Source organism: Microbacterium timonense (genome assembly GCF_900292075.1).
In the GTDB taxonomy this organism is placed as follows: domain Bacteria; phylum Actinomycetota; class Actinomycetes; order Actinomycetales; family Microbacteriaceae; genus Microbacterium; species Microbacterium timonense.
The window spans coordinates 244423-270951 of record NZ_OLMV01000002.1; the positions used below are offsets into that span (position 1 = coordinate 244423).

The following is a 26529-nucleotide window of genomic DNA, read 5'->3' on the forward strand; positions in this document are numbered from 1 at the left end:
GTTCAGACGGGGTCGACCAGAGCCGTCGCCAGTCGTGCGGTGCGCTCGTTCACCATCGCCTGCGTCTCGGCGGCGCTCAGCCCGGTCATGATGCCGAAGGCCGACGCATCCTCCCAGGTCTGCAGGATCACCCCGGCGAACTCGGTCGCCGGCACCCGCAGCCGGAACCCGTAGGCACCGGCGAGCTCCTCGATGAACGAGCCGACGCGCTCGACCATCCCCTCCTGCCAGGCCAGATACGTCGTCGCCAGGCGCGGATCGCGCATCGCGCGCGTGCGGATCTCGCTGGTGAGGAGGATTCCCTCCTTCTTGTCGAACGCGACATCCAGCAACTGCCGGACGAGCGCACCAGGCTCGAGGTCCTCACCCCGCTCCTGCAGCTGGGCGACGCGCTCGGCGACCTCGTCGATCTTCTCCCCCGCCACGCGCTCGGTGAGAGCGAGCATCAGCTCGTCCTTGGTCTCGAAGTTGGAGTAGAACGCTCCGCGCGTGAATCCCGCGCGTTCGCAGATCGCCTCGACGGATGCCGCGTCCACACCGACTTCGGCGAACACCAGGGCGGCGGCATCCAGGAGCTTCTGGCGTGTCGCCTCCCGCCGGCGGGACGTGCCGGCGCTCTCGGGCGCTGCCGCCTCGGCCACGGGCGTCTCGCTCATCGCTCCTCCATCCCGCCAGTCTCACACGGACTACTCAGCTTCGGGCCGGCAACCCGCTTTACGATACACTCATGTATCCGATACAGCGCTGTATCGACACGTTCCGAACCCCTCACCCGTGAACCGGAGGCGCTGTGTCGACTCTTCTGTATGCGCTCGGACGATGGTCGTACCGCCACCCGTGGCGGGTGCTGATCGCGTGGGTGCTGCTTCTGGGCATCGCCGGCGGGGGCGCGCTGGTGTTCATGAAGGGCACGGACAACTCGTTCTCCATCCCCGGGACCGAGGCGCAGGAGGGCATCGAGCTCCTCGACCGCAGCTTCCCCCAGGCCAGCGGCACGAGCGCGCAGCTCGTGGTCGTCGCCGCCGACGGCGGCAGCATCGACGAGGCCCCCTACTCCGGCGCCATCGATGACACCGTGTCGGCGTTGGAGGATCTCGACGGGGTGATCGCCGTCACCGACCCGTTCGACGAGATGGTCACCGGCATGGTGTCGGACGACGAGTCCGCCGCCATCATCCGCCTGCAGTTCGACGGGCAGGCCACCGACGTCTCGGACGAGACGAAGGCGGGGCTCGAAGAGGTCGCCGATGACCTCCGCGAGTCCCTTCCGGACGGATCCCAGGTCGCGATGGGTGGGGACCTGTTCTCCACCTCGGTCCCCGCCCTCTCCCTCATCGAGGCGGTGGGCGTGCTGATCGCGCTGTTCGTGCTCATCGTCACGTTCCGCTCGTTCGCGGTGGCGTGGTTCCCGCTGGTGTCCGCCCTCATCGGCGTGGGCCTGGCGATCGCGCTCATCTACCTCTCCACGGCCTTCGCGTCGATCTCGTCCACGACCCCGATGCTCGCGATCATGCTGGGGCTCGCCGTCGGCATCGACTATGCGCTGTTCATCGTGGCCCGACATCAGGACCAGGTCCGCGCCGGCGTGGAACCGGAGGAGTCGGCCGCCCGCGCGACCGGCACGGCGGGCTCGGCCGTCGTCTTCGCCGGCGTGACGGTGCTCATCGCCCTCATCGGGCTCGGCTTCGCCGGCATCCCGTTCCTGACCACCATGGGCATCGCCGCCGCCGTCGCCGTCGCGATCGCGGTCGTCGTCGCCGTGACCCTCACGCCCGCGCTGCTCGGCTTCGCCAAGGGCCGCGTCGCCGGGTGGGGCCACGGTCGCCCGCGTCGGGGGATGCCGCTCCCCGGCCGCCGCCGCAGAGCCGGCGCCGACGAGTCCGGCGGCGACCAGTCCGGCAGGGAACGTGCAGCCGCCAGGGGCGCGGGTGAGGGCACGCCGGCGGTCAAGAAGCCGAACCGCTGGGTGATGCTCGTCACGAAGCACCCGTGGGTCACGACGATCGCCGTCGTGGTCACGCTCGGTGTGCTCGCGATCCCCGCGGCGAGCCTCGCGCTCGCTCTGCCGAACGCCGGCGTGCAGCCCGAGTCCAGCCAAGCGCGGCAGGCGTACGATCTCACCGCCGAGCACTTCGGGCCGGGCGCCAACGGCCCGTTGATCATGACGGGCACCATCGTCACCTCGACGGATCCGCTGGGTCTCATGGCGGATCTCGCGGACGAGATCGAACAGGTGCCGGGCGTGAAGGAGGTCGCGCTGGCGACCCCCAACCAGACCGCCGACACCGGTCTCATCCAGATCGTGCCCGAGACGGCGCCCGACGACCCGGCCACCGCCGACCTCGTCCGGGCGCTGCGCGACCTCGCGCCCGAGCTGCAGGACGAGTACGGCGTCGACCTCAAGGTGACCGGCTTCACCGCGGTGGGCATCGACATCTCGGATCGCCTGGGCGCCGCGCTCCTCCCGTTCGGGATCTTCGTGGTCGGCCTGTCGCTGGTGCTGCTCATGATCGTGTTCCGCTCGATCTGGGTGCCCATCAAAGCGGCGCTCGGCTACCTGCTGTCGGTGCTCGCCGCCTTCGGCGTGGTCGCCGCGGTCTTCGAGTGGGGGTGGGGGGCCGACGTGCTGCACGTCACCCGCACCGGCCCGGTGATCAGCTTCATGCCGATCATCCTCATGGGCGTGCTCTTCGGCCTCGCGATGGACTACGAGGTGTTCCTCGTCAGCCGCATGCGCGAGGACTTCGTGCACGCCCGGCGCGCCGCCGCCGCGCGTCGGCGCCGCGCCCCGGCGGACACCGGGCCGATCGACGTGCCGGGCGACCGCGAGATCGCGGTCGGTGCGGTCCGCTCCGGGTTCACGGCCTCGGCCCGCGTCGTCACCGCTGCGGCGGTCATCATGTTCGCCGTCTTCGCTGCGTTCGTCCCCGAGGGCGACTCGTCCATCAAGCCCATCGCGTTGGGCCTGGCGGTCGGCATCGCCGTGGACGCCTTCCTGGTGCGCATGACCCTCGTACCGGCGGTCATGGCGCTGCTGGGCGACAAGGCGTGGTGGATGCCGCGGTGGCTCGAGCGGATCCTCCCGCACTTCGATATCGAGGGCGAGGCGGTGGAGCGCGAGCTCTCGCTGGAGGACTGGCCGGAGCCGAACACCACGGCCGCCGTCGTCGGCGACGGCGTCGCGGTGCGTGCCGACGCGGGCGGTGCCGCGGGAGAAGTGGTGCTGTTCCAGGACGCGGGCTTCCGCGTCGAGCGCGGTGGGACGCTCATCGTGACCGGGGACCCGCGCGCGACGCAAGCATTCGCGCTCACCGTCGCGGGACGGCTCGCGCCCACCGACGGCAGGTTGCGGGTCGCCGGGCACCTCCTTCCCGAACGCGCTGCCTGGGTGCGAGCCCACGTCGGGCTGGCCCTCCTCGGCGATGACGACGAACGCCTGCCGGCCCTGCGGCGGGCCCTCTCCGGAAGGACGGCGCTCGTGGTCATCGACGACGTCGACGCCCTCGACCCGGCCGAGCGGGACCAGGCCGGCGCGCTGCTGCGGGATGCCGCAACCGCTCTGCGCGCGGCAGATGAGAGCGCGAGGCTCACCGTCGTCGTGACCGCCCGCACCGAGAGCGCCGCCCTGGCACTTCTTGCCGAGGCGCATCGCGACGAAGTGTCGTCGCTGCCGCTGCGCAGCGGTGCTCATCAGACCACTCCCCCTGCAGAGGTGAACGCATGACCCCCACCTGGATCACGACCGCCGTCGAGCGCGCACGCTCCCGCCGCCCCGTGACCTGGCTGACACTCGTGGGCGTGCTGCTGCTGCCCGTCGTCATCGGCGGCATCCTCGTGGCGGCCCTGTACAACCCGGCCGAGCGGCTGGACGGCCTGACGGCGGCGATCGTGAACGAGGATGAGCCGGTCACCATCGACGGGCAGACCGTTCCGCTCGGCCGTCAGCTGACCGCGGGACTCGTCGAGGGCTCCGATGACCTCGACAGCAACCTCACCTGGACCATCTCGAACGCGGACGACGCCGAGGCGGGGCTCGCCGACGGCACGTACGCGGCGGTCATCACGATCCCCGCCAACTTCTCGGCGGCGGCCACGTCGACGCAGCCTGGCGAGACGCCGGAGCGTGCGACGATCGAGGTCACCACTCCTCCCGACAGCCTCGTGGTCGACGACGCCATCACCGCACAGGTGGCCAACGCCGCCGCCACGAGCATGGGCACGCAGCTGTCGAGCGTGTACCTCGAGAACGTGTTCCTCGGCTTCACCACCCTCGGCGACCAGCTCGGCACGGCGGCCGACGGAGCCACGCAGCTGGCCGACGGGGCGCGGTCCGCCGCGGACGGGGCGGCGCAGCTGGCCGACGGGATGCCGCAGCTCGCGTCGGGCGCGAGCGGCTTGGCGTCCGGCGCGGGTGAGCTGCAGAGCGGGCTCGGGCAGATCGCGAGCGGGATCTCGGGCGCCGCGGACGGCGCGGACCAGCTCGCGGCCGGTGTGAATGCCGGGGCGGCAGCGCTCGAGCAGACGGGTGTCGTCCCGGCCGACGTGACCACACTGGCGGCAGGGGCGCAGACGGCGACCGCCGCCGCGGCAGCCGAAGTGAAGAAGGCCGCGGCGACTCTTCCGGGTCTCGCGGCCCAGTGCAACCCCGCCGCGAACCCGGAGGGATTCTGTGACAGCCTCATCGCCGCCGCGACATCGGTCGGCACCACCTCGGCGATCCTCAACGGAACCGGCCCCGAGAACCCCGGCGCGGCGAGCCTCACGAAGCTCACCGCGGACGCGATCGCTCAGGTCAACACCGGCGTGACCGCGGAGTTCGCCCGTCAGTTCCGCACGATCGGCACGAATGTCGCCGCACTCGGCAGCGGCCTCGATCAGCTCGCGGACGGCGCCTCCCAATCGGCTGTCGGCGCCGGTCAGCTGTCCTCCGGTGCATCACAGCTCGCCGCCGGAATCGACCAGGCAGCGACCGGCGCCACGAGCCTCGCCGACGGCGTGACGCAGCTCGCCGACGGCACCGAGGATCTCGCGAGCGGCCTTGCCACGGCATCCGATTCCCTGCCGTCGTACACCGACCAGGAGGCGACCGATCTCGCCTCGGTCGTGGCCGACCCGGTCGAGGCCGAGGGCGCGGGCACGTCCCTGTTCGGGGCGTCCGCCGTCCCGCTGCTGGCGACGCTGGCCCTGTGGTTCGGCGGTCTGGGGACGTTCATCGCCCTGCAGGCCGTCTCGCGCCGCGCCCTGACCTCGCGCTCCCCGTCCGCGCTGCTGGCGCTGCGGTCGTTCGCTCCGGCCGCCGGCCTCGGCGCCCTGCAGGGTCTGCTGGTGGCGGGCGTGGTGCAGCTGGCGGCGTCGTACGCGTGGGGCGATTGGTGGGTGTTCGCCGCGATGTGCGTGGGGGCGGGCGTCGCCTTCGCCGCGGTCAACCAGGCGCTGGTAGCCGTCCTCGGCGGCGCCGGTCGCTGGGTCTCGGCTCTCGTCGGCGTCCTGACCGTCGCGACGGGTGTGGTGTCGACGGTGCCGGGGGTGCTGTCGAGCATCGCCGGTCTCATGCCGACCTCGCCCGCGTACAACGGCATGGTGGCGGCGCTGACGTCGGCATCCGGCATCGGGGCGGCGCTGGCCGGTCTGGTGATCTGGACCGTGCTCTCGCTCGCGGCCACGATGATCGTCGTCGCGCGGCGACGCTTCACGTCGGCCCGTGCGCTGCTGAAGACGGCACCGGCCGCCGCGTAGGCCCCTGCGGTGGGGGTGCCCGGTCGGGCGCCGGCACCCCTCCGGGCGAGAGGGTTGCCCCTGCCGGGCGGGGACGCCACCATGGTCCCGTGCCCTCCGAGTCGCCTGCAGACCCCACCGGCTCCGCGCGCCTTCCGCCGCGCTGGTTCATCCGCACGGCCTGGGTGGTGCACCGCGCGATCTACAACGTGAGTGGCGGGCGTCTGGGCCTGCGACCGGCGACACCTCGGGTGTGGGGAATGATGCGTCTGCACACTGTCGGGCGCCGCTCCGGCCAGCCGCGGGTCGCGATCCTCGGCTACTTCGAGGACGGCCCGAACCTCGTGACGCTCGCAATGAACGGCTGGGGTGATCCTCCGCCGGCGTGGTGGCTCAACCTGCAGGCTCGCCCCGCGGCATCCGTCGATCTCCCGGATGGCCCTCGCGACGTGGTCGCACGCGCCGCGACAGGCGCAGAGCGAGATCGGCTGTGGAACGTGTGGCGCACGCTGCAGAACGGCGAGAACCTCGACGCGCAGGCAGCGCTGCGCAGCCGCGAGACGCCGGTGGTCGTACTCGAACCCGCGCCGCGCTGAGCCAGGCCGTACGGCGACGCTGACGCGAGTGGCCGTCAGCTCAGGCCGGAGTAGGCGTGCAGGCCCTTGAAGAACATGTTGACGATCGTGAAGTTGAACAGCACCGCCCCGAACCCGATGATCGACAGCCACGCCGAGCGCGAGCCGCGCCACCCGCGCGTGGCACGGGCATGGATGTAGCCGGCGTACAGCACCCAGATCACGAAGGTCCACACTTCCTTCGTGTCGAAGCCCCAGTACCGGCCCCACGCGTCGTTGGCCCAGATCGACCCGGCGATGAGCGTGAAGGTCCAGAAGATGAACCCGAGGATCGCGAACCGGTAGGCCAGCGACTCCAGCACATCGGCGCTGGGGAGGGTCCTCAGGAACCGGGGGCCCGTCTTGGTCGTGCCGGTCCCCTGACCGGCCGACTCGCCCGCGGTGTCGGCACGCGCAGCGGCGGTCAGCCTGCGCTCGCGTCGCGCCTGCATGAGCTGCAGCACCGACAGTCCGAACGCCAGCGCGAACAGGGCGGTCGCCAGCGACGCGACGAACACGTGGATGACCAGCCACACGGACTTCAGCGGGTCCATGAGCGGCACGATGTCGGTGTAGAACCAGATCGCGGTGCCGCCCAGCAGCACCACGACCAGCCCGGCGATGAAGGTGCCGAGGAAGCGAAGGTCGTAGCGGAAGAGCACACCGAGGTACACCGCGACGATGAGCAGTGTGCCGGTGAGGGCGAACTCGTACATGTTCGACCACGGCACGCGCCCTGCCGCGATGCCGCGTGTCACGTCGCCGCCGAGGTGGAACAGGAAGGCCAGGACCGTCAGCGAGGTGCCGATGCGCGCCCACACCAGACGCGGCCGCCGGCCGACCGGGGCGTTGAGCGCCTCTTCCGAGGAGGCCTCCTCGGCACGCATCTGCTCGACGATGCCGGTGCGTCCAGCTCCGGGGCCCGCGTAGCCGGGCACCGCCGCGACGAGCTCTCGCTCGCGGGCCGTCTTGGCCGCGGCATCCCGCGCGTCCACGGCCACGGCGCCCCGCCGAGCCAGGTCGACGGCGTACGCGATGAAGGCCAGCGCGTAGATCGCGATGGCCGTCCAGACCAGCAGCACCGAGACGGAGTCGAGGGTGAGAGGGGACGCGTCGGGCATGATCCTCAGTCTACGTCGGGGGCCGGAGCCGGCCCGGTGGATGAGTGGGCGGGCGTGACCGGCTCGCCGGCGAGCGAGGCCAGGTGGCGTTGCGCGAACTGGGACACCGCGGCGTCCAGCGCCGGGTCCTCGCCACGCGCGAGCCCCGCGTACTCCAGGTGGACCGTGTGGCCCTGTGCGGTCGCCTTGACCCACATGCGCCGCCGCGGCACGAACAGCGCGGCGAGGAGCCCCGCGGTCGCGAGCACCGCGAACAGCAGCACCCACGTCGCCGCGGCATCCCGGTGGATCGACAGGGACACGTAGCGCTTGACCGAGTCCTCGAAGCTGTTCGTGTTCTCCGGCGCCTCGTTCTCGAACGTGACGGTCCCGAGGCCCTCGGGAAGATCGACGGTCTCGCCGGGCTTCAGCTCCAGGGCGTCCGTCCCCGAGTCGCCGCCGGCGAGCTGGGTCATCTCGCTCGGGTCGAGCGTGTACACCGACTTGGGCACTCCCCCGTCGATGCCGAGGTCGCCCGCGTACACCCAGAACGTCAGCAGCGGGTACTCGAGGTCGCCGTACACCGAGGTGTACGCGCCGTTGGTGAGCTCCTGAGCCGTGGGGTAGAAGAAGCCGACGAGCCCGACCTGCTCACGCAGCCCGTCCGGGACCTTCACGACGCCTTGCGAAGTCATGTTGTTGTCCTGCGGCAGGAAGGGCACCGGCTCGGAGAACACGACGTCGCCGTCGTCGTTGCGGATCGTGATCTTCGGCGCATAGCCGTTGCCCATGAGGTAGACCCGGTCACCGGCGATCTCGAGCGGGTGGTTGACACGCACCTCGCCGTCCGCCGGGGCGGCGTCGGGGAACTGCGTGCTCAGGTGGGCGACGAAGTCGCCGGCCTGACCTGCGCCCTGCTGCCCCGGCGTGACGTACGACACCGAGAAGTCGTCGAGGGTGAGCGCGTACGGCTGGAGCGCGTCCTCATCGACGAAGCGGCCCGGGTTGAACGACGTGTAGTCGAGCATCGTGTTGACCCACGTGCGGCCCTCGATGATCACGGTCTGCCCCGTGTAGGTGAAGCCGCCCCCGATGCCGACGGCCAGGAGCACACCCACCAGGGAGGCGTGGAAGACGAGGTTGCCCGTCTCGCGGAGGTAGCCGCGCTCCGCCGACACCGACAGCGTGGTGGCGGTGTCGTAGCGCTCGACGCGATACCCCGCCTTGCGCAGCTGCTGCCGGGCCACATCGACCGACGACGCCGCGGCGGCCGCGGCATCCTCCGCATCCGCGTACTCGAGGATCTCGGTGTGGTGCGCGTCCAGTCGCGACAGACGCGCGGGCGTGCGCGGCGGCTGGGCGCGCATCGCCGTGAAGTGATGCTTGGTGCGCGGGATGACGCAGCCCACCAGCGAGATGAACAGCAGGATGTAGATCGCCGAGAACCACGGCGACGTGTACACGTCGAACAGGCTCAGCTTGTCGAGCACCGGGGCGAGGTCGGGATTGTCGACGAAGTACTGACGCACCCCGTTCGGGTCCGCGCTGCGCTGCGGCACGAGCGATCCGGGCACGGCCGCGATGGCGAGCAGAAGCAGCAGCACGAGCGCCGTGCGCATCGAGGTGAGCTGGCGCCATCCCCACCGCAGCCATCCGACCACGCCGAGCGTCGGCTGGGTGATGCCCTCACGCGAGGATGCCGCGTCCGCAGCGTCCGCGTGATCGGAGGGACGCAGCGGCCCCTCGCCTGGAGATTCGCCTGTCACGGAGCCGGCCTTCGAGTCAGAGCGGTGCCGGGACACTGCTGAACACCCCCTGGAGCTGAGCCATGGCCGCCGTCCACACCCCGGTGACCATGAGGAGTCCGAGGACGATGAGCAACGCGCCGCCGATGAGGTTCACCACGCGGATGTGGCGGCGCACGAACGAGACGGAGCGCGTCGCCCACCCGAATCCCAGCGTGAGCAGGAGGAACGGGATGCCGAGGCCCAGCGAGTAGGCCACGCCGAGCAGCGCCGCCCGACCGGCGGACCCGGCGTCGAACGACATCGCCAGGATGACCGCAAGCGTCGGGCCGATGCACGGCGCCCAGCCGATGCCGAGTGCGATGCCGAGCAGGGGCGCCCCGATCAGGCCCAGGTTGCCGCGGACCTGCGGCCGGGCGATGCGCTGGGCGATTCCGAACCAGCCGATGAAGACGAGCCCCATCGCGATGATGAGGACGCCGAGGATGCGCGTGATGAGGTCCTGGTACTCCAGCAGGAACCGCCCGAGCGTGCCGCCGAGCATCGCCATGCTGACGAAGACCACCGTGAAGCCGGCGATGAACAGGAGCACGCCCACAACCAGGCGCCCGCGCGCCGGCGCGGCATCCGCCGCGACGGTGGCAACCGGCGTCGGGGTCAAAGCACCGGGCTCAATCGCCGATTTCGTGCCGCGGGCGCCCGAAACAGCCGATTCAGCCCGGCGCTTTGACGGGCGGGCGGCGGTATCGGCCGGCCGCGGCGCGACGGCGCCGCCGATGAACCCCAGGTAGCCCGGGACGAGCGGCAGCACGCAGGGCGAGAGGAACGAGATCGCCCCCGCGAGCACCGCGATCGGGATGGCCACCAGCAGCGAGCCGTCGGCGACGAGCGCGCCGAGGCTCACGACTCCTCCAGGGTCTCGCGCACCAGGGTCTCGAGGATCGAGGCGTCCTCGATCTGGCCGATGAGCCGTGCCGCCACACGCCCCTCCTTGTCGAGGACGAGGGTCACGGGCACGGCGTTCAGCGGCGTCTCGCCGGCGAAGGCGAGCTTGATGGCGCCGTCCTCCGAGGCCAGCGCGCTGGGATAGGCCACGCCGTGCTTGTCGGCGAACGCGCGGGATGCCGCCGCGCCGTCGTAGAGGTTGACGCCCAGGAACGCGACATCCTGCCCCGCGAAGGCCTCGTCCGCGGCCGCGAGCACGGGCGCCTCCACGCGGCACGGCGCACATTGCGCGTACCAGAAGTTGACGACGAGCACCTCGCCCGCGTAGTCGGCGCTGGATGTCGTCCCGCCGGTGTCGAGGACACCCTCGAACTCGACGGGATCGGTGCGCTCCGCGGGCGGGATCTCGTTGACAGTGAAGCCGTCGGCGGCGACGAAGCCCTTGTTGTCACCTGCGCGGTACTGCTCGGCGAGCGGATCATCGGTGCAGGCGGCGAGGCCGGCGACCAATCCCAGCGCGAGGAGAGCGGATGCCGCAGCCCGCACGCGTCGCGCTCCCGAGGGCCGTGCTGTGCGCCCTGCGACCGACTGGCCGGTCATACCGCCCCCACATCCACCGCGCCGGCCGTCGACGCCGGCTCGGCGTACGCGATCTCGGTCCACGTGCCGTCGACCATCTCGAAACTCGTCACGCTGGACAGCGCGCACCTGCGCACACGCGGGTCGTGGCGCAGCGGCTGGCCGGCCACCGCGAGATGCGTGATCCAGATCGGGAGCTGATGCGAGACGATGACGACGTCGCCCGCCTCGGCGGCATCCCATGCCTGCGTCATGGCCGCGTTCATGCGCCCCACGACATCCGCGTACGGCTCTCCCCAGCTGGGCAGGGCGGGCTTGCGCAGATGCCGCCAGTTCCACGGGTTGATGAGCGCGCGCGCCATGCGCTTGCCCTCGAACACGTTCGTGGGTTCGATGACCCGCTCGTCGATGAGCGGCTCGAGGCCGAAGATCTCGGTGAACGGCTCGGCCGACTCTCGCGCACGCTGCAGCGGCGAGCAGACCAGCGCCGACACGGCTCGTTCGAGCCCGTGCACGTACTCGGCGGCCTGACGCGCCATGCGGCGGCCGTCGGCACTCAGGCCGTAGCCGGGGAGTCGCCCGTACAGCACGCGGCGGGGATTGTGAACCTCCCCATGTCGCACGAGGTGGAGGCGTTCGGCGGGCACCAGACCAGTCTACGGTGGCGTGCTCTGTGGGGCGGCTGAGCGTCGGGCGGTCAGTCCGCCTCGGGCTCCGCGCGCCCGCCGGCGCGGCGATCGGCCAGGAGGGCGCGGATGCGCACGAACAGGAACCATGCGACCGCGCCCGCGGCCACGGCGATCACCAGGTACTGCAGGATGTCGGCGTAGCGCTCGACGATGTGCCACGACTCCCCGAGGAAGAAGCCGGAGAAGACGAAGATCGCGTTCCACAGCAGACTGCCGGCCGCCGTGAGGAGGGCGAACCGCCACACCGGCATGCGGGTGATGCCCGCCGGGATGGAGATGAGGCTGCGGAAGATGGGGATCATGCGGCCGAAGAACACCGCCTTGCCGCCGTGGCGGTCGAACCATGCCACCGTGCGGTCGATGTCGTCGGCTTTCAGCAGCGGCACCTTCACGGCGATCGCGCGCAGCCGTGACACGCCCAGCCACGCCCCGAGCCCGTACAGGAGCAGCGCGCCGATCACCGACCCGGCCGTCGTCCACAGCAGCGCCTCGATGATCGAGAACGATCCCCGGCTGGCGGCCAGTCCCGCCAGCGGCAGGATCACCTCGCTGGGCAGCGGTGGGAAGAGGTTCTCCATCGCGATCGCCAGGCCCGCGCCGGCGGGACCGATGACATCCATGAGAGAAACGGCCCAGTCGGCCAGCGCGGTCAGCCAGGACCCGTCGGTCGCAGTCGTCATTCGTCGAATCCCGTTCGTCTGTGGCATCTGGCGGCCGCGAGCGGGCGCGGCAACTCCTCAACGCTACGGAACGCGGATGGACGAATCCCGGGTGCTGACCCCCGTAATCCCTGGGAGGCCACCCCGCGCCGGCGGCGGATGTCAGATGCTGGACCCCGGAACTCCCGCCGAGGTGACGAAGAACGCGAGCACGAGCACGAGCACGATGAGGCCGGCACCGACCAGCGGCACCCAGAACGCCAGGCGCCGCTTGACCATGAGGACGATCGCGACCACGGCCGTCGCGGCGAACGCGACCCACGGCAGGATCATGCCCATGAGCCACCCCACCGTGATGAGCTCCGTGCTGCAGGAACGCACGCCGCACGGATCGGATGCCATCACGAGGAACATCCCCATGAACGACGCCAGCGCCGCCAGCACGCCGTCGGCCACGAGCAGCACGATCGTGATGATCACGTCGAGCGTCTTGACGGGCGGCTTCGCCGGACGTGTGTCTCGAGGCGGCGGGTAGGCGAAGCCCGGGGCGGGCGCAGGGCCGGCCGGCGCCCAGGTCGGCGCGGGCTGCTCGGGCTCGGGCGTGGTCATGTCGGCATCGTAGCGGCGCCGCTCCTCCGCGGCCACGGCGGCCGGTCCGACCGATCCATCGCCGCGCCACCGCGGCCGGTCACCGCGGCGGTGCCCCGCCCCACGATGCGACGAGGTCGGCGACGGCGTCGTCTCCGGCAGCACGGGCCGCCGCCACGCAAGCCGCGGCGGCGTCGGCGAAGACGTCGTCGAAGCGCACCGGGCCGCCGGTTCGGGCCGACGCGACGGCCGCCTCCACCATCGCGAGGCTCCAGATGTTGGTCCTGATCTCGCCCGAGGGTGCGGGCCCGCCGTCGAGCGCGTCGACGAACTCCGCGAGCGCGGCATCCAGACCCTCCGGCTCGTCGGGAAGCGGCAGCGCCTGCACCGGTCCTTCGCGACCCTGGGCGCGCACCGTGCCCTCGCCGTCCCATTCCACCGATCCCCCGGCGGAGCTGGCTCGCCAGGCGCCGTTCCACGATGTGGTGAGGCCGTCGGCGCACCAGCTGCCGGAGTACCCGAACCGCGCGCCGTTGCCGAACCGGAACACCGCCTGGGCGGCCGCGCCGCCCCGGTACCAGCTCCACGAGGGGGAGAACTCCTCGCAGTACACCGACTCGGGTTCGCTCTCCAGGACGAATCGGGCCTGATCGAAAGTGTGGATCGCCATGTCGACGAGCAGTGGCGAGTCCATCTCGTCGCGGAAGCCGCCGAACCGGGGATTCTGGAAGAAGGCGGCGTCCAGCTGACCGGCACCGCCGTACGCGGCCACAGTGTCCCGGAAGACACGCAGCCCGGGCGCGTGGCGGCGTGATTGGCTGGTCGCCAGCAGCGTCCCGTGAAGTTCGCTGACCGCTGCCAGCGCCAGGGCGTCGGCGACGGTGGGCGTCACCGGCTTCTCGCTGAGCACCGGCACACCGGCGCGCAGGGCCGCTTCGCTGACCTCGCGGTGCGCGTCAGGGATCGTGACATTGAGGAGCATGTCCGGCTGCCGCACCGCGGCGAACGCCTCCGCGACCGTGGCCACGCACGGGATGTCCCAACCGCGCTCCTGAGCGGCCTGGCGCGCAGCCGGCACCGACACGTCGACGAGCGCACTGACCCTGACGTCGGGCCGTCGGCCGACGGCATCCATCCAGGCGCGACCCATCGCACCCGCCCCGACCAGGACGACCTCCCTCACGCCGACCGCCCTCCGTCCGAGCCCGGCAGCGCGAACTGACCGGTACGGTGCATCGTCAGTGACGGCACCTCGCGGCGCCTCTCCTGGAACGCCCACCCCGCCGCATTCGCCAGCACCCGCTGGATCTCCGGCTGGTGGTACACGGGGTAGTCCTGATCGCCGGGTGAGAAGTAGAAGATGCGGCCGTGCCCGCGCGAGTACGTCATGCCGGAGCGGAACACCTCGCCGCCGCTGAAGCTCGAGACAAAGACGAGCTCGTCGGGCGTCGGCACGTCGAAGAACTCGCCGTACATCTCCTGCGTCGGGATGACGATGGGATGCGGCACACCTGCCGCGATCGGATGGGTCGGCGCCACCGTCCAGACCAGTTCCCGATCCTCACCCTGCCGCCAGCGCAGGCTGCAGGTCGTGCCCATGAGGCGGATGAAGATCTTCGAGAAGTGGCCGGAGTGCAGCACCACCAGCCCCATGCCGCCCAGCACGGCCTGGTGCACGCGTTCGACGACCGCATCATCGACGGCGTCGTGCCGCATGTGCCCCCACCAGAAGAGGACGTCGGTCTCGGCCAGGCGCTGGGCGGTCAGCCCGTGCTCGGGGTCGTCGAGGGTCGCGGTCTCGACGACCGCCGCGGCGCCCAGATGGTCGCGCAGGCCCGCTGCGATGGTCTCGTGCATCCCCTCGGGGTAGAGCCGCTGTGGCACCTCGTCGTGCTTCTCATGGTGATTCTCGCCCCACACCAGGACCCTCATCGGACGCGCGTGCGTCATGCCTTCTCCTCCGGCTCGGTACCCTGTTCATCCCATGCGCCCCGCCCGCCCGGCCCCGGGAGGACACGCCGCGTTGAGCCGTGCCGCGTCAAACTAGACTTGTCGCTCGTGACTGAACGCATCCTTGTCAACCAACTTCAGGGTCTGGCCGACGGACCCGTCTCGGTGTCCGGATGGGTGGAGACCGTCCGCGATCAGAAGAAGGTGCAGTTCGTCATCCTCCGCGATGAGACCGGCGCCGTGCAGCTGGTCAACCCGGCGACGCGCCCCGCAGAAGACGGCACGGACCAGGATGCCGCGGCTCTGGCCCTCACCGAGCTCATCTCGAACCTGTCGACAGGCACATTCCTCACGGTGCACGGCGAGCTGAAGCACGACGAGCGGGTGAAGCTCGGCGGCGTCGAGATCAAGATCGGCGCCCTGGATGTCGCCGCAGCGGCGCTCCCCGAGACGCCGATCGCCGCGGACTCGGGACTCGACAAGCGCATGGACTGGCGCTTCCTCGACCTGCGGCAGCGTCGCAACAACCTCATCTTCCGCGTGCAGACGACGCTCGAGCACGCGTTCCGCACGTATTGGATCGAGCGCGACTACATCGAGGTGCACTCGCCCAAGCTCATGGCCTCGGCATCCGAGTCCAACGCCGAGCTGTTCGAGGTGCCCTACTTCGAGGAGAAGACCGCGTATCTCGCGCAGTCGCCGCAGTTCTTCAAGCAGATGGCGCAGGTCGCCGGATTCGGCAAGATCTTCGAGATCGCCCCCGCCTTCCGCGCGGACCCGTCGTTCACCTCGCGTCACGCCACCGAGTTCACCTCGGTCGACGCCGAGATCAGCTGGATCGACTCGCACGAGGACGTCGCCCGCATGCAGGAGGAGCTGCTGCAGACCGCGTTCCAGGCCGTGAAAGACAAGCACGGCGCCGAGATCGAGGAGCTGTTCGGCATCGAGGTGCAGGTTCCGGCGATCCCCTTCCCGCGCATCCCGCTCGCCGAGGCCCGTGAGATCGTGAAGAGCCGCGGCTACGACATCCCGCGCACCGACGGCGACCTCGACCCCGAAGGCGAGCGGCAGATCTCGGCGTACGTCGAGGAGACCTACGGTCATCAGTTCGTCTTCATCACCGACTACCACCCCGAGATCCGCGCGTTCTACCACATGCGCGACGAGGAGACCGGGCTCACCAAGTCCTACGACCTGCTCTTCAAGGGCGTCGAGATCACCACCGGTGCACAGCGCGAGCACCGCGTCGACGTGCTCATCGAGCAGGCCAAGGAGAAGGGCCTGGAGCCGGAGCATCTCGACTTCTACTTCGACTTCTTCCGCTACGGCGCCCCGCCCCACGGCGGCTTCGGCATGGGCCTTGCGCGAGTGCTGATGCTGCTGCTCGGGCAGGACTCGATCCGCGAGGTCACCTACCTTTTCCGCGGGCCGACGCGACTGGCCCCCTAGCGCCGTCCGACTCGCTGGGGGGCGAACCCCGATGCGGATGTGTCCCCGTCGTCGCGAAGCTGTTCGCGAGGGCGGGGACACATCATTTTCGCGAGCGACCTCGGGGGGTCACCAATGAGTCATCGGAGCAATCGATCGCGGGCCGCACTGGCCCTGCTCGCCGCGGCGGCGACCGCGATGGGAGTCGTCTGGGCCACCGGCCCCGCCGTCGCCGCCGATCCACCCACGTCCACGGTCGCGACCGGACTCGACAATCCGCGCCAGGTCTCTATCGGCGCCGGCGGGACGGTCTACGTGGCCGAGGCGGGGCGCGGCGGCGACGGCCCCTGCCTGCCCAACCCCGAAGATCCCGAGGCGCAGGTCTGCCTCGGCGACACCGGTGCGGTGACGCAGATCCGCCGGGGCGAGCAGTCCCGCGTGGTGACCGGTCTGCCGTCGCTCGCGGGTGCCGACGGATCCCGTGCCACCGGCCCGTCCGCGGTCACCGTGCGCGGCAACAACATCGCGGTGCTCGTCGGACTCGGGGGCAACGGCGACGCGCGCGCCCTCCTCGGTCCCGACGGGGCGGCGCTCGGCACCATCCTCACGGGCAGGATCGGCCAGCCCCTCACCGTCGCGGCCGACGTCGCCGCCTACGAGGACGCGACGAACCCGGACGGCGCTCAGCTCGACTCCAACCCGAGCGGCTTCGTCGATGTGAACAGCAAGCGCTGGACCGTCGCGGATGCGGGCGCGAACGCGATCGTCACCGTCGGCGGCAACCTCACCGACACCACGGTGGCGGTCCTGCCACCAACCCCCGCGGTACCGCCGGGGGGCGGCGACCCGATTCCCGCGGAGGCCGTGCCGACGAACGTCGTCGTGGGTCCCGACGGCGCTTACTACGTGTCGCAGCTCGTCGGCTACCCGTTCCCGGCCGGCGCATCCCGCATCTGGCGTGTCGTTCCCGGCCAGCAGCCGACGGTGTACGCCACAGGGCTGAGCAACGTGACGAGCCTCGCATGGCAGCACCAGACCCTGTACGCCGTGCAGATCAGCGACACCAGCCTGCTGAGCGAGGGCCCGCCGATCGGCTCGCTGCGCAGGGTCGTCGCCGGCGCCTCTCAGCACCCGGCAGTCGTATCCGGCCTGTTCGCGCCGTACGGCGTCGCGATCTCGGGCACCACGGCGTACGTCAGCGTCGGCTCGGTTCTCCCCGGTGGAGGTGAGGTGCACGCGATCACGCTCCGGTAGGCGCGCAGCGCGGGAAGAACGGATGCCGCGGCTCAGCCGCCGAGCGCGGCGCGCAGGCGTTCGGGTGAGACCCTCCAGTGGCCGTGCAACTGTCCGTCGATGAGCACGACGGGGATCTTCTCCCACCACTGCGCATGCAGCGCGGGGTCGTCGGCGATCGAGAGCTCCTCGACGTCGATCGTGTCCTCCGGCAGTTCGGCGACGACGGTCTCGACGACCTCCCGCGCGACGTCGCACAGGTGACAGTCCGGCTTGCTGATGAGCGTGACCGTCGTCATGCGCTCACGCCTCGACGGGGTATCCGGCGGCGACCCAGCCGTTGGTCCCGCCGTCGACGTTCGTCACGTCGTAGCCCCGGGCCTCGAGGGCCTCGGCCACGCGCCCGGAGCGCCCGCCGCCCGCGCAGATGACGTCGAGGGCGCCGTCGGGCAGCTCGCCCAGCCGCCCGCCGATGACCGACATCGGGATGTTGACGGCACCGGGCACATGTCCGGCGGCGAACTCGTCGACCTCGCGCACGTCGATCAGCGGGACGTCGACACGATCACGGAGCTCGTGAACGGAGATGGACTTCATGTCAGCCTTTCCGGGCGCACCCGCAGACACGAAGCGCCCCCTCGACGGGTTCGAGACCCGGGGGGCGCTTGGTGCGGATGCCGCTTACTTCTTGTTGCGGCGCTGGTGGCGAGTCTTGCGAAGCAGCTTGCGGTGCTTCTTCTTCGCCATGCGCTTGCGGCGCTTCTTGATGACAGAACCCACGGAAAACCTCACTATGTCGGGGTCTGGGCGCGGCGTGTGCGGCGCCCGGGAACGAGCAGATACGAAAAATGCCTCGGACCAGTCTAGCCGACGTCGGCATCGCCCCACGTCCGCCCGCTGAGCCCGCCCTGCTGCCCCGGGGTGCGCACCGGACGCGGGCGCTGCCGGACCCGGATGTGCCGGGCCCGGCCGCGCCGCATATGGGTTCTCAGACCCGTCGCCCGGTCACCAGCAGGTACTCCCACTCCATGACGCCGTCGTGGACGAAACGGTCGCCGAGCGCGGCCAGATCCTCGTCGAGGGCCTTCACCTTCGCCGGGTCCTCCGCGATGAACCGGTAGACCGAGATCGTCGGTCCGTAGTTGGCCTTGAAGAAGTCGCGGAACGCGGCGCCGTCGGCGAAGCGGTCCACCCGCAACTGCTGCTGGCTGGCCGTGAGGTCGGTGACGCGGTCCCCGAAGAGGGATCGCACGTGATCGGCGAGCCCCCACAGCGGTGCCGGCGACGCCCCAGGAGGAGGCGGCGGCGCGTAGGGCTTCATCGTGGCGAACATCTGCCCGATGAAACCGGCAGGCGTCCAGCTCAGCACGCCGATGCGCCCTCCGCTGCGAGAGGTGCGGACGAGCTCGTCGGCGGCGCGCTCGTGGTGGGGAGCGAACATGACGCCGATGCATGAGATGACGGCGTCGAACGCTCCGTCGCCGAACGGCAGCGCCTCGGCGTCCGCCGTGCGCCATGTCAGCTCGACCCCTTGCGCCTCGGCGGCCGCGCGGCCGACCTCGAGCAGTTCGGGGGTGAGATCGGTGGCCGTGACCTCGGCGCCGCGGCGTGCCGCGGGGATGGCCGAGCTGCCGGTGCCCGCTGCGACGTCCAGCACGCGGTCGCCCGGGCGCACGTCGACGGCGGCGACGAGCGTGGCGCCCAGCGTGCCGACGATCTCATCGGCGACCGTCGCGTAGCTGCCGCTGGCCCACATCGCGGCGTGCTTCGCCTTGAGCGCGCGATCGGCCGTGGCATCCGCGGTGGCCTGGTCCGTGGGAGTGTCGGTGGTGGATGGAGTGGTCATGATTCCTCCTGTCGGTGAGTGATACCGCAACGGTAGGAATCCCGACGGGGCCGCCGCATCGGCGCCGACGCGCAATCACCAGGAGGCTCGCCATGGCGCGATGGCGGCTGACGCGTACGCGGCGAGGGGTCAGGTGCGCGACAGGAGCAGTGCGACCGCCGCGGTCCGAGCGGTGCGACCGTGCAGGCCGAGCTTCGCGTACGCGTTCTGCAGGTGGCGTTCGACCGTCCGCACCGACAGCACGAGCTCACGGGCTATCTGGTCGTTGTCGTGGCCGTGCGCGGCCAGGCGCAGGATGTCGCGCTCCCGCGGCGACAAAGCCTCGAGTCCGTCGCCGGAAGCGCCCGCAGGTGCGGGCTCCGCCCGGTCGGGCGCGAGGAAAGCGGCCACCTCTGCAACGAGCACCTGCCACGCGGGCTCGTCGGCGAGCACGATGTGGTTGCTGCTCTCCAGCGGCACGAGCCGCGCCCCGCGGATGCCCGCCGCCAGCTCCCGGGCGTGATGGAACTCGTTCATCTGGTCGCCGCGGCTGTGCAGCACCAGGGTGGGAAGGGCAAGCTCACGCAGTCGCCCGCTGGAATCGGCCGCCTGCCGCTGGGCCCGCGACAGGACGGCGGTCTCGGCATCCGTCGCCATCACCTGGAGATCGTCGAGCCAGCGCATCTGCTCCTCGGTGCCGCCGGGGATCATCATGCTGCTGAACACCCGCCGGAACTCCGACGTCGGGCGGGCCCACCCCACGCGGATGAGCGACTCGAACGCCGCGAGCATCTCGAGCTCCTCGGGGCCGGCACCCACCGTGGCTCCGGCGTAGCTGCCGTAGAAGATGAGCCGCGTCAGCCGATCGGGATGCTTCGCCGCGTACTCGATCGCGACCGGGCCGCCCTGCGCCATGGCCATGAGCGCGAACCGCTCCAGGCCCGCGTCGTCGGCGACCGCCTCGAGATCGGCCACCCGCGCCTGCAGACTGTGGTCGGTCACGCCCCGGTCCGAGAGGCCGTGACCGCGCTCGTCGTAACGGATGACCGTGGCGACGCGGCCGAGGTCGACGAGGAAGTGACGCCATACCGGGCTCTGCCAGTCGAACTGCAGGTGGCTCAGCCAGCAGGCATCCACCAGAAGCGGAGGCCCGTGCCCGTGGACGGCGTAGGCGATCCCCACACCGTCGGCTGAGCGCGCGAAACGGATGTCCTGCACGACGTCCGGCTCGAGCGTGCCCACGCCGCACATTGTACGAGCGGGCGTGCGTGAGCACACCCCCTCGAGCGGCGGCGCGGGGCGGGTCAGCCCACGTCTGCGATCGGCCGCTGCAGGGCTTCGGTGACCGCGGACTCCGGAACGCGGTAGCTGCGGCCGAAGCGGACGGCCGGCAGTTCTCCCGCATGCACGAGGCGGTACACCGTCATCTTCGACACCCGCATGATCTCGGCGACCTCGGCCACCGTGAGGAAGCGCACGTCCGGCAGCTCCGCCATGTCCATCCCCTTCCCCAGAAGTTCTGCCCACACTCTAGAACGCCGCGGGGACGCGTGTAAACCGGTGTGACCCCTGGGACCGGTGGGAAGTCGCTGTCAGGAGTCCGCGCGCTGGCGCCCTCGCCGCTCCCGCGCCTCACGGGCGACCTGTCGCTGCACCTTCCGGGCGTCTCGCAGCGCCTTCTCGGCCACCCGCACGGCTTTCTGCGCTTCGCGGTACTTCTTGTCGTCGGCGATGTCGGCGTCATCCTGTGTCACCCAGGCCGCGCGAGGCACTCCCTCCCCCGTGGCGACGGCATCCATGTAGGCCGCCACGCCGTCCAAGCCTCGTTCGAGCCCGAAGGCGAAGGGGTCCCTCTCGTCCAGGAACACACCGGCGTCGATGGCCGCCCGCAGGTGCGGGTAGGCGTCCGCCGTGATCAGCGTGCGGTACAGCGCGTCCTCGCGGGCCGTGATGTCGGCGTCCGGCAGTGCGCCCTCCCGTTCGACGCGCTGGTACCCGGCCAGCACCATCCCCGTCCATCGCGCGGCTCCCGTCACCAGCAGCAGAACGGCCAGCCGGTCCTCGTGCGAGAGCGGTGTGTCGGCGAGCGCGGCGAGTCCGGCATCCATCCACGCCGCGCTGTTGGGGGTGGCCGGCGACCCCGTGATCGGGATCTCGAGCACCCAGGGGTGCCGCATGTAACGGTCCACCTGCTCCCGGTAGAGCGCCATCAGCCGGGTGCGCCAGTCCCCCGCCGCGAGGCTCTCCTCCGACGGGAGTCCCGTCGCCTCCTCCTGCATCAGCAGGATCAGGTCGTCCTTGGCGGTGACGTAGCGGTACAGCGACATGGGCGTGAACCCCAGCCGAGCCGCGACCGCGGCCATCGAGACGGCGCCCAGTCCCTCGGCATCCGCGATCTCGACCGCCGCCTCGACGATGCGCTCCACGCTCATCTCGCGTTTCGGGCCGCGCTGCGGATTGGCCGCCACGCCCCATGCGAGCGCGATTCCGCGGGGCAGCTCGAGTTCGGCAGCATCCGTCATGCCGCCAGTCTATGCCGCACCGGCGGAAGACTGTTTATCGAATACACAGTGTGTTATGGTCATACACAGTTACTGACGTAAACAGTTTCTTCAATAGACAGTTCACACGGAAGGATGCCGCCATGAGCGCACCAGCGATCAGCGTCCGCGGGCTCGGCAAGAGCTTCGGGCGCACTCCCGTCCTCGACGACCTCGAGTTCGCCGTGCAGCCCGGCGAGATCTTCGCGCTCCTCGGCGCGAACGGCGCGGGCAAGACCACCACCATCTCGATCCTGACCACGCTGCAGCGCCCCGACGCGGGCACGGCCACCGTCGCGGGCTTCGACGTGGCCCGCGAGCCCGACGCGGTACGCCGCCGCATCGCCCTCACCGGGCAGTCCGCCGCCGTCGACGACATGCTCACGGGGCTCGAGAACCTCGTGATGCTGGGCCGACTGTCGGGCCTGAAACCCCGCTCGGCCCGCAGGCGCGCGGTCGAGCTGCTGGAGCGCTTCGCGCTGACGGATGCCGCGTCCCGACCCGTCCGGACGTACTCCGGCGGCATGCGGCGCCGGCTCGATCTCGCCCTGAGCTTCGTCGTCGTCCCCGAGGTGCTGTTCCTGGACGAGCCGACGACGGGCGTCGACCCGCGCAGCCGGCGAGACCTGTGGGACGTCATCCGGTCGCTGGCGGGAGCCGGGACGACGGTCTTCCTCACCACCCAGTATCTGGAGGAGGCCGATCAGCTCGCCGACCGCGTCGCGCTCCTGGACGCGGGGCGCGTCGTCGCGACCGGCACTCCCGCCGAGCTCAAGGCCCTCGTGGGCACCGACACCGTGGTGCTCACGAGCCCCGGCGGCGAGGTGCTCCGCGAGGTGCCCACGGACGGCTCCGTCGCGAGCGTCCGCGCGGCGATCGACCAGCTGGGCGCCGACGACGAGCCCGGTGCCGAGCTCACACTGCGCCGCCCCACCCTCGACGACGTCTTCCTCTCGCTCACCGGAACCGCGTCGGCCGCGACGGCCGACACCACGAAGGAGTACGCATGACCACCACCGCCCCCGCTCCCCGCCCGCACCTGCGAGGAATTACCGCCGAGTCGGTGTTCGTGCGCCGCAGTCTCACCCAGTCCCTGCGTGACGGCGAGTCGCTCAGCCTGGCGATCCTGCTCCCGGTGATGCTGATGCTGCTGTTCACCTTCGTGTTCGGCGGCGCGATCGAGCCCGGCGGGGACTACGTCGACTACGTCGTCCCGGGCATCATCCTGCTGTGCGCGGGCTTCGGCGCCGCCACCACGGCGACCTACGTCGCCCGCGACATGTCCAGCGGCATCATCGACCGCTTCCGCACCATGCCGCTGCGCAGCGGCGCCGTTCTCACCGGGCACGTCGTGGCGAGCCTGGCCCGCAACCTCGTCGCGACGGCAGTCGTGATCGCGGTGGGTCTCCTCGTGGGCTTCCGCCCCAGCGCGGGCCTCGTGGGATGGATCGCAGCCGCGGCCGTCATCGCGCTGTACATCCTCGCGATCACCTATCTGTTCGCCTCCATCGGCCTGGCCGCGGGAAGCCCCGAGGCGGCGTCCGGCTACGGGTTCATCATCCTGTTCATCCCGTACCTGTCCAGCGCCTTCGTCCCCGTCGAGACCATGCCCGAGTGGCTGCAGTGGGTGGCCGACAACCAGCCCATCACACCCATCATCGAGACCATCCGGGGACTCCTGATGGGCGCGCCGCTCGGGACGGAGCCGCTCTGGGCGATCGGCTGGTGCCTTCTCATCCTCGCCGTCTCGGCGGTGTGGGGCGCCTGGCTGTTCGGCCGCAAGAGCGGGCGGCGCTGATCCGCTCCTGCCCGGTCGCCGTCAGCGGCCGGGGAGGCGCTTCAGCGCGTTCTCCAGGGCGTGCTTGGCGGATGCCGCGGCGCGGCCCACGACCTCGGCAGCATGCGCCGCGGAATCCGGCAGCGCAGCCGGCGCGGCGTCGGCTGCCGCGCCGTGATCGTCCAGGAACGGCACGAGCCAATCGTCGACCTCGTCCAGGGGCGCGGCGGAAAGGCTGTAGTAGCGGTGCTGCCCTTCCTCCCGGACCGAGACGAGATGCGCATCGCGCAGCACCTTGAGGTGCTTCGAGACGGTCGGCTGGCTGGCGCCCAGCTCGGTGACGATGTGCGACACGCTCGTGCCGCGCTCTCCGGCGGATGATCGATCCAGCAGCAGTCGCAGGATGTCGCGACGCGTACCGTCCGCGATCACGTCGAAGATGTCCGCCATGTGCTCAGAGTAGTCGGCAGCCCTGCGGAGTACCATGATCACGACCGCCGCTCATCCACTGCAGGTACTGCGCTCGCATCCCGGGGAGGACACCGCATGACGGATGGCAGGCGTGTCGTCCCCGTCTCCCTTGCGGGCGTCCTGCGCACCCTCGGCCATGCGGTGATGGAGTTCTTCCGCGAACTGACTCAGCGCTCGCCCGCGCGCTTCGCGATCATCATCTTCCTGTCGCTGATCCTGGTGTTCACGGTGCTGTTCTCCCTGCCCGTCGCCGCCGCCGACGGCCGGCCCACACCGTTCGCCGACGCCTTCTTCACAGCGGTGTCCACCATCTGCGTCACCGGCCTCGCGACCGTCGACATGGCCACCCACTGGTCCGCGTTCGGACACGTGCTCGTCTTCGTGGGGGTCCAGATCGGCGCGCTCGGCGTGCTGACCCTCGCGTCGATCCTGGGCCTGGTCATCTCCCGCCGCCTCGGTCTGCGGGCCAAGCTCATCGCCGCCAGCGACACCAATCCGCTGCGGACCCATGGCGGCCCGGTCAACGAGAGTCAGACGGTTCAACTCGGCCAGATCGGCAGCCTGCTCGCCACGGTCGCCCTCTCGACGCTCGTCATCGAGGCGGGCCTGGCGCTCCTCCTCTACCCCGGTCTGCTCGTCGCCGGGGTGCCATGGCATGTGGCGCTGTGGGAGGCGCCGTTCTACGCCGCCATGGCGTTCACCAACACCGGTTTCACCCCCAATGCCGACGGCCTGCTGCCTTTCCGCCACGACTACTTCTTCCTGACGGTGCTCATGGCCGGGGTGTTCCTCGGCTCGATCGGATTCCCCGTCATCTACACGCTGCGCAGGCAGCTGTGGCATGTGCGACGGTGGTCGCTGCACGCCAAGCTCACCGTCATCACCACGGTGACCCTGTTCTTCCTGGGCGGTGCCGCGTTCCTCGTGCTCGAGTACGACAACCTGCTGACGCTCGGCACCAACGACGCCTGGGACACCACGTTCCAGGCGTTCTTCCTGTCGGCGATGACCCGCTCCGGCGGGTTTGCGATCCTCGACATCGGGGAACTCAACCAGTCGAGCCTGCTCGTGGCGTGCATGCTGATGTTCGTCGGCGGCGGCTCGGCCTCGACCGCCGGCGGGATCAAGGTGACCACGCTCGCCGTCATCGCTCTGGCTGTCGTGTCGGAGGCGAAGGGACGCGCCTCGAACCAGGTCTTCGGACGCCGCATCCCGAGCGACGTGCTGCGCGTGGCACTGTCGGTCGTGGCGTGGGGTGCGACGATCGTCGCGATCTCGACCATCATCATCACGCAGATCACCAAGGCCGATCTCGGCGATGTGCTGTTCGACGTGATCTCCGGATTCGCCACGGTGGGCCTGTCCACGGGGCTCACCGCCGAGCTTCCCAATCCGGCCATCTACGTGCTCGCGATCACGATCGTCATGGGCCGCGTTGGTACAGTGACTCTCGCCGCGGCCGTGGCCGCGACATCCCGTTCGCAGCTGTATTCGCTGCCCGTGGAAAGGCCCATCGTTGGTTGAGCGGATGAGGGGCGACGCGCCCGTTCTCGTGATCGGCCTCGGCCGATTCGGAGCCGCCTGTGCGGGCGAACTGGATCGGCTGGACCGCGAGGTGCTCGCGATCGACGAGAACCTCGATCTGGTGCAGAAGTGGTCGGAGCGGGTGACGCACACCGTTCAGGCCGATGCGCGCAACATCGACGCCCTGAAGCAGATCGGCGCGCAGGACTTCCAGGTGGCCGTGGTGGCGGTGGGTTCGTCCATCGAGGCATCCGTCCTGATCACCGCCAACCTCGTCGACCTGAAGGTGCCGCAGATCTGGGCGAAGGCGGTCTCGCAGTCGCACGGGAAGATCCTGGCGCGCGTGGGTGCCAACCACGTCATCTACCCGGAGCGCGAGGCCGGCGAGCGCGTCGCGCATCTCGTCAGCGGGCGCATGCTCGACTTCATCCGCTTCGACGACGACTTCGCCCTCGCCAAGCTCTACCCGCCGAAGTTCATCCGCGGCGTCGGGCTCAACGAGTCCGGCGTGCGCACGAAGTACAACGTGACGGTGGTCGGGGTGAAAAGCCCCGGCAAGCCGTTCCGCTATGCCGAGGCGAACACCGTCGTCACCAACCACGACCTCATCATCGTGTCGGGCACGAACTCCGACATCGAGCGCTTCGCGTCGCTGGAGCGCTGACCGGCTCGCCCTCCGTCAGTGAGCTCGCGGCGGGGTGAGCCGAGCAGGGATGTCGGAGCCCGGGGCGACACTGGCCGCATGAGCGATCGAGAGAGCACCATCGCGGATGCCGAGCGCTGGCTCGGCGCGTACCGCCAGGCATGGACGACCAACGATCCCGACGACATCCGCGCCGTCTTCACCGGCGACGCGGAGTATCGCGCCGAACCGTGGGCCGCACCGATCCAGGGCCATGAGGCGATCGTCGCCTCGTGGCTGGAGCGACGGGATGAGCCAGGCACCTGGACCTTCGACGCGCGGGTGATCGCCGCCGACGGCCGCCTCGTCTTCATCGAAGGCGAGACCCGCTACACCTCCGGGACCACGTACAGCAACCTGTGGGTCGTCGCCCTGGCCGACGACGGCCGTGCCACCGCGTTCACCGAGTGGTGGATGGACCGGGCGAACCCGAGCTGACGGCCGGGCGGGCGATACGCGCGGCGA

28 protein-coding genes are annotated in these 26529 nt (G+C 70.6%); 10 read left to right on the forward strand and 18 right to left on the reverse strand.

The features are described 5' to 3' along the window. Positions 1 to 2: 2 nt before the first annotated feature. The gene (locus C9992_RS06930) at positions 3 to 656 is read right to left on the reverse strand and encodes a TetR/AcrR family transcriptional regulator (protein ID WP_106814867.1); all 654 of its coding nucleotides are present in this window, start codon (positions 654 to 656) and stop codon (positions 3 to 5) included. A gap of 134 nt (positions 657 to 790) precedes the next feature. Between C9992_RS06930 and C9992_RS06935 the strand changes: the two genes are divergently transcribed. The 3 genes from C9992_RS06935 (at position 791) to C9992_RS06945 (ending at position 6311) form a co-directional block, all read left to right on the forward strand. Continuing rightward, positions 791 to 3724 (forward strand): MMPL family transporter, encoded by a 2934-nt coding sequence (locus C9992_RS06935; RefSeq protein WP_106814868.1) that lies wholly within the window; start codon positions 791 to 793, stop codon positions 3722 to 3724. Then, positions 3721 to 5736, forward strand: coding sequence for a YhgE/Pip family protein (locus C9992_RS06940; protein WP_200826245.1), 2016 nt, complete (start codon positions 3721 to 3723; stop codon positions 5734 to 5736). Before C9992_RS06935 ends, C9992_RS06940 begins: the two co-directional genes overlap by 4 nt. An 89-nt stretch (positions 5737 to 5825) precedes the next feature. Continuing rightward, complete coding sequence (locus C9992_RS06945) at positions 5826 to 6311, forward strand: nitroreductase family deazaflavin-dependent oxidoreductase (RefSeq protein ID WP_106814869.1); 486 nt, start codon at positions 5826 to 5828, stop codon at positions 6309 to 6311. Between the two features lie 35 nt (positions 6312 to 6346). Here C9992_RS06945 and ccsB read toward each other — a convergent pair whose 3' ends face one another. From ccsB to C9992_RS06990, 9 genes are all read right to left on the reverse strand, one after another. Next, positions 6347 to 7450: a c-type cytochrome biogenesis protein CcsB gene (gene ccsB / locus C9992_RS06950; protein ID WP_106814870.1), complete on the reverse strand. Its 1104-nt coding sequence runs from the start codon at positions 7448 to 7450 to the stop codon at positions 6347 to 6349. Between the two features lie 5 nt (positions 7451 to 7455). Then, a complete protein-coding gene (resB, locus tag C9992_RS06955) occupies positions 7456 to 9195 on the reverse strand; it encodes a cytochrome c biogenesis protein ResB (protein ID WP_106815302.1) in 1740 nt (579 codons plus the stop codon). Positions 9196 to 9211: 16 nt separating this feature from the next. Beyond that, complete coding sequence (locus C9992_RS06960; protein WP_106814871.1) at positions 9212 to 10078, reverse strand: cytochrome c biogenesis CcdA family protein; 867 nt, start codon at positions 10076 to 10078, stop codon at positions 9212 to 9214. Next, entirely contained in the window at positions 10075 to 10719 is a 645-nt protein-coding gene (locus C9992_RS06965; protein ID WP_106814872.1) for a TlpA family protein disulfide reductase, read from the reverse strand. The genes C9992_RS06960 and C9992_RS06965 overlap by 4 nt, the downstream gene beginning before the upstream one ends. Next, on the reverse strand, positions 10716 to 11345 hold the full coding sequence (locus C9992_RS06970; protein WP_106814873.1) for a histidine phosphatase family protein: 630 nt from the start codon (positions 11343 to 11345) through the stop codon (positions 10716 to 10718). Before C9992_RS06970 ends, C9992_RS06965 begins: the two co-directional genes overlap by 4 nt. A 50-nt stretch (positions 11346 to 11395) precedes the next feature. Then, entirely contained in the window at positions 11396 to 12067 is a 672-nt protein-coding gene (locus tag C9992_RS06975; protein WP_106814874.1) for a DedA family protein, read from the reverse strand. Between the two features lie 141 nt (positions 12068 to 12208). Continuing rightward, on the reverse strand, positions 12209 to 12799 hold the full coding sequence (locus tag C9992_RS06980) for a DUF6264 family protein (protein WP_106814875.1): 591 nt from the start codon (positions 12797 to 12799) through the stop codon (positions 12209 to 12211). Continuing rightward, complete coding sequence (locus tag C9992_RS06985; protein WP_106814876.1) at positions 12735 to 13817, reverse strand: Gfo/Idh/MocA family protein; 1083 nt, start codon at positions 13815 to 13817, stop codon at positions 12735 to 12737. The genes C9992_RS06980 and C9992_RS06985 overlap by 65 nt, the downstream gene beginning before the upstream one ends. Continuing rightward, positions 13814 to 14584 carry a ThuA domain-containing protein gene (locus C9992_RS06990; RefSeq protein ID WP_106814877.1) on the reverse strand — a complete coding sequence of 257 codons (771 nt, stop codon included), beginning with the start codon at positions 14582 to 14584 and terminating at the stop codon, positions 13814 to 13816. The genes C9992_RS06985 and C9992_RS06990 overlap by 4 nt, the downstream gene beginning before the upstream one ends. Before the next feature lie 108 nt (positions 14585 to 14692). Between C9992_RS06990 and aspS the strand changes: the two genes are divergently transcribed. Both aspS and C9992_RS07000 read left to right on the forward strand, forming a co-directional pair. Beyond that, on the forward strand, positions 14693 to 16033 hold the full coding sequence (gene aspS, locus C9992_RS06995; RefSeq protein ID WP_106814878.1) for an aspartate--tRNA(Asn) ligase: 1341 nt from the start codon (positions 14693 to 14695) through the stop codon (positions 16031 to 16033). A 114-nt stretch (positions 16034 to 16147) separates the two neighbouring features. Next, positions 16148 to 17266, forward strand: a complete 1119-nt coding sequence (locus C9992_RS07000) for a ScyD/ScyE family protein (RefSeq protein ID WP_106814879.1) — start codon at positions 16148 to 16150, stop codon at positions 17264 to 17266. A gap of 32 nt (positions 17267 to 17298) precedes the next feature. Here the strand turns inward: C9992_RS07000 and C9992_RS07005 are convergent, their stop codons facing one another. The 7 genes from C9992_RS07005 to C9992_RS07035 all read right to left on the reverse strand — a co-directional run bounded on the left by C9992_RS07005 (position 17299) and on the right by C9992_RS07035 (position 21592). Further along, positions 17299 to 17544: a glutaredoxin family protein gene (locus C9992_RS07005; protein ID WP_106814880.1), complete on the reverse strand. Its 246-nt coding sequence runs from the start codon at positions 17542 to 17544 to the stop codon at positions 17299 to 17301. 4 nt (positions 17545 to 17548) lie between these two features. Further along, positions 17549 to 17842: a rhodanese-like domain-containing protein gene (locus tag C9992_RS07010; RefSeq protein ID WP_106814881.1), complete on the reverse strand. Its 294-nt coding sequence runs from the start codon at positions 17840 to 17842 to the stop codon at positions 17549 to 17551. 84 nt (positions 17843 to 17926) lie between these two features. Continuing rightward, positions 17927 to 18025, reverse strand: coding sequence for a 30S ribosomal protein bS22 (locus tag C9992_RS07015; RefSeq protein ID WP_003792170.1), 99 nt, complete (start codon positions 18023 to 18025; stop codon positions 17927 to 17929). Positions 18026 to 18233: 208 nt separating this feature from the next. Then, positions 18234 to 19091: a class I SAM-dependent methyltransferase gene (locus C9992_RS07020; RefSeq protein WP_106814882.1), complete on the reverse strand. Its 858-nt coding sequence runs from the start codon at positions 19089 to 19091 to the stop codon at positions 18234 to 18236. A gap of 129 nt (positions 19092 to 19220) precedes the next feature. Continuing rightward, on the reverse strand, positions 19221 to 20321 hold the full coding sequence (locus C9992_RS07025) for an alpha/beta fold hydrolase (RefSeq protein ID WP_106814883.1): 1101 nt from the start codon (positions 20319 to 20321) through the stop codon (positions 19221 to 19223). Between the two features lie 53 nt (positions 20322 to 20374). Further along, a complete protein-coding gene (locus C9992_RS07030; protein WP_106815303.1) occupies positions 20375 to 20566 on the reverse strand; it encodes a helix-turn-helix domain-containing protein in 192 nt (63 codons plus the stop codon). Positions 20567 to 20662: 96 nt separating this feature from the next. After that, positions 20663 to 21592, reverse strand: coding sequence for a TetR/AcrR family transcriptional regulator (locus C9992_RS07035; RefSeq protein ID WP_106814884.1), 930 nt, complete (start codon positions 21590 to 21592; stop codon positions 20663 to 20665). A gap of 122 nt (positions 21593 to 21714) precedes the next feature. Between C9992_RS07035 and C9992_RS07040 the strand changes: the two genes are divergently transcribed. Together C9992_RS07040 and C9992_RS07045 are read left to right on the forward strand one after the other, a co-directional pair. Then, a complete protein-coding gene (locus C9992_RS07040) occupies positions 21715 to 22620 on the forward strand; it encodes an ATP-binding cassette domain-containing protein (RefSeq protein ID WP_106814885.1) in 906 nt (301 codons plus the stop codon). Next, on the forward strand, positions 22617 to 23408 hold the full coding sequence (locus C9992_RS07045) for an ABC transporter permease (protein WP_106814886.1): 792 nt from the start codon (positions 22617 to 22619) through the stop codon (positions 23406 to 23408). Before C9992_RS07040 ends, C9992_RS07045 begins: the two co-directional genes overlap by 4 nt. A 21-nt stretch (positions 23409 to 23429) precedes the next feature. Here the strand turns inward: C9992_RS07045 and C9992_RS07050 are convergent, their stop codons facing one another. After that, positions 23430 to 23837, reverse strand: coding sequence for an ArsR/SmtB family transcription factor (locus C9992_RS07050; protein WP_106815304.1), 408 nt, complete (start codon positions 23835 to 23837; stop codon positions 23430 to 23432). A gap of 165 nt (positions 23838 to 24002) precedes the next feature. Here C9992_RS07050 and C9992_RS07055 point away from each other — a divergent pair, with 165 nt between their 5' ends. The 3 genes from C9992_RS07055 (at position 24003) to C9992_RS07065 (ending at position 26502) form a co-directional block, all read left to right on the forward strand. Next, on the forward strand, positions 24003 to 25382 hold the full coding sequence (locus C9992_RS07055) for a TrkH family potassium uptake protein (RefSeq protein ID WP_106815305.1): 1380 nt from the start codon (positions 24003 to 24005) through the stop codon (positions 25380 to 25382). 4 nt (positions 25383 to 25386) lie between these two features. Further along, on the forward strand, positions 25387 to 26046 hold the full coding sequence (locus C9992_RS07060; protein ID WP_407662223.1) for a potassium channel family protein: 660 nt from the start codon (positions 25387 to 25389) through the stop codon (positions 26044 to 26046). Between the two features lie 78 nt (positions 26047 to 26124). Further along, the gene (locus C9992_RS07065; RefSeq protein ID WP_106814888.1) at positions 26125 to 26502 is read left to right on the forward strand and encodes a nuclear transport factor 2 family protein; all 378 of its coding nucleotides are present in this window, start codon (positions 26125 to 26127) and stop codon (positions 26500 to 26502) included. Positions 26503 to 26529: the final 27 nt, after the last annotated feature.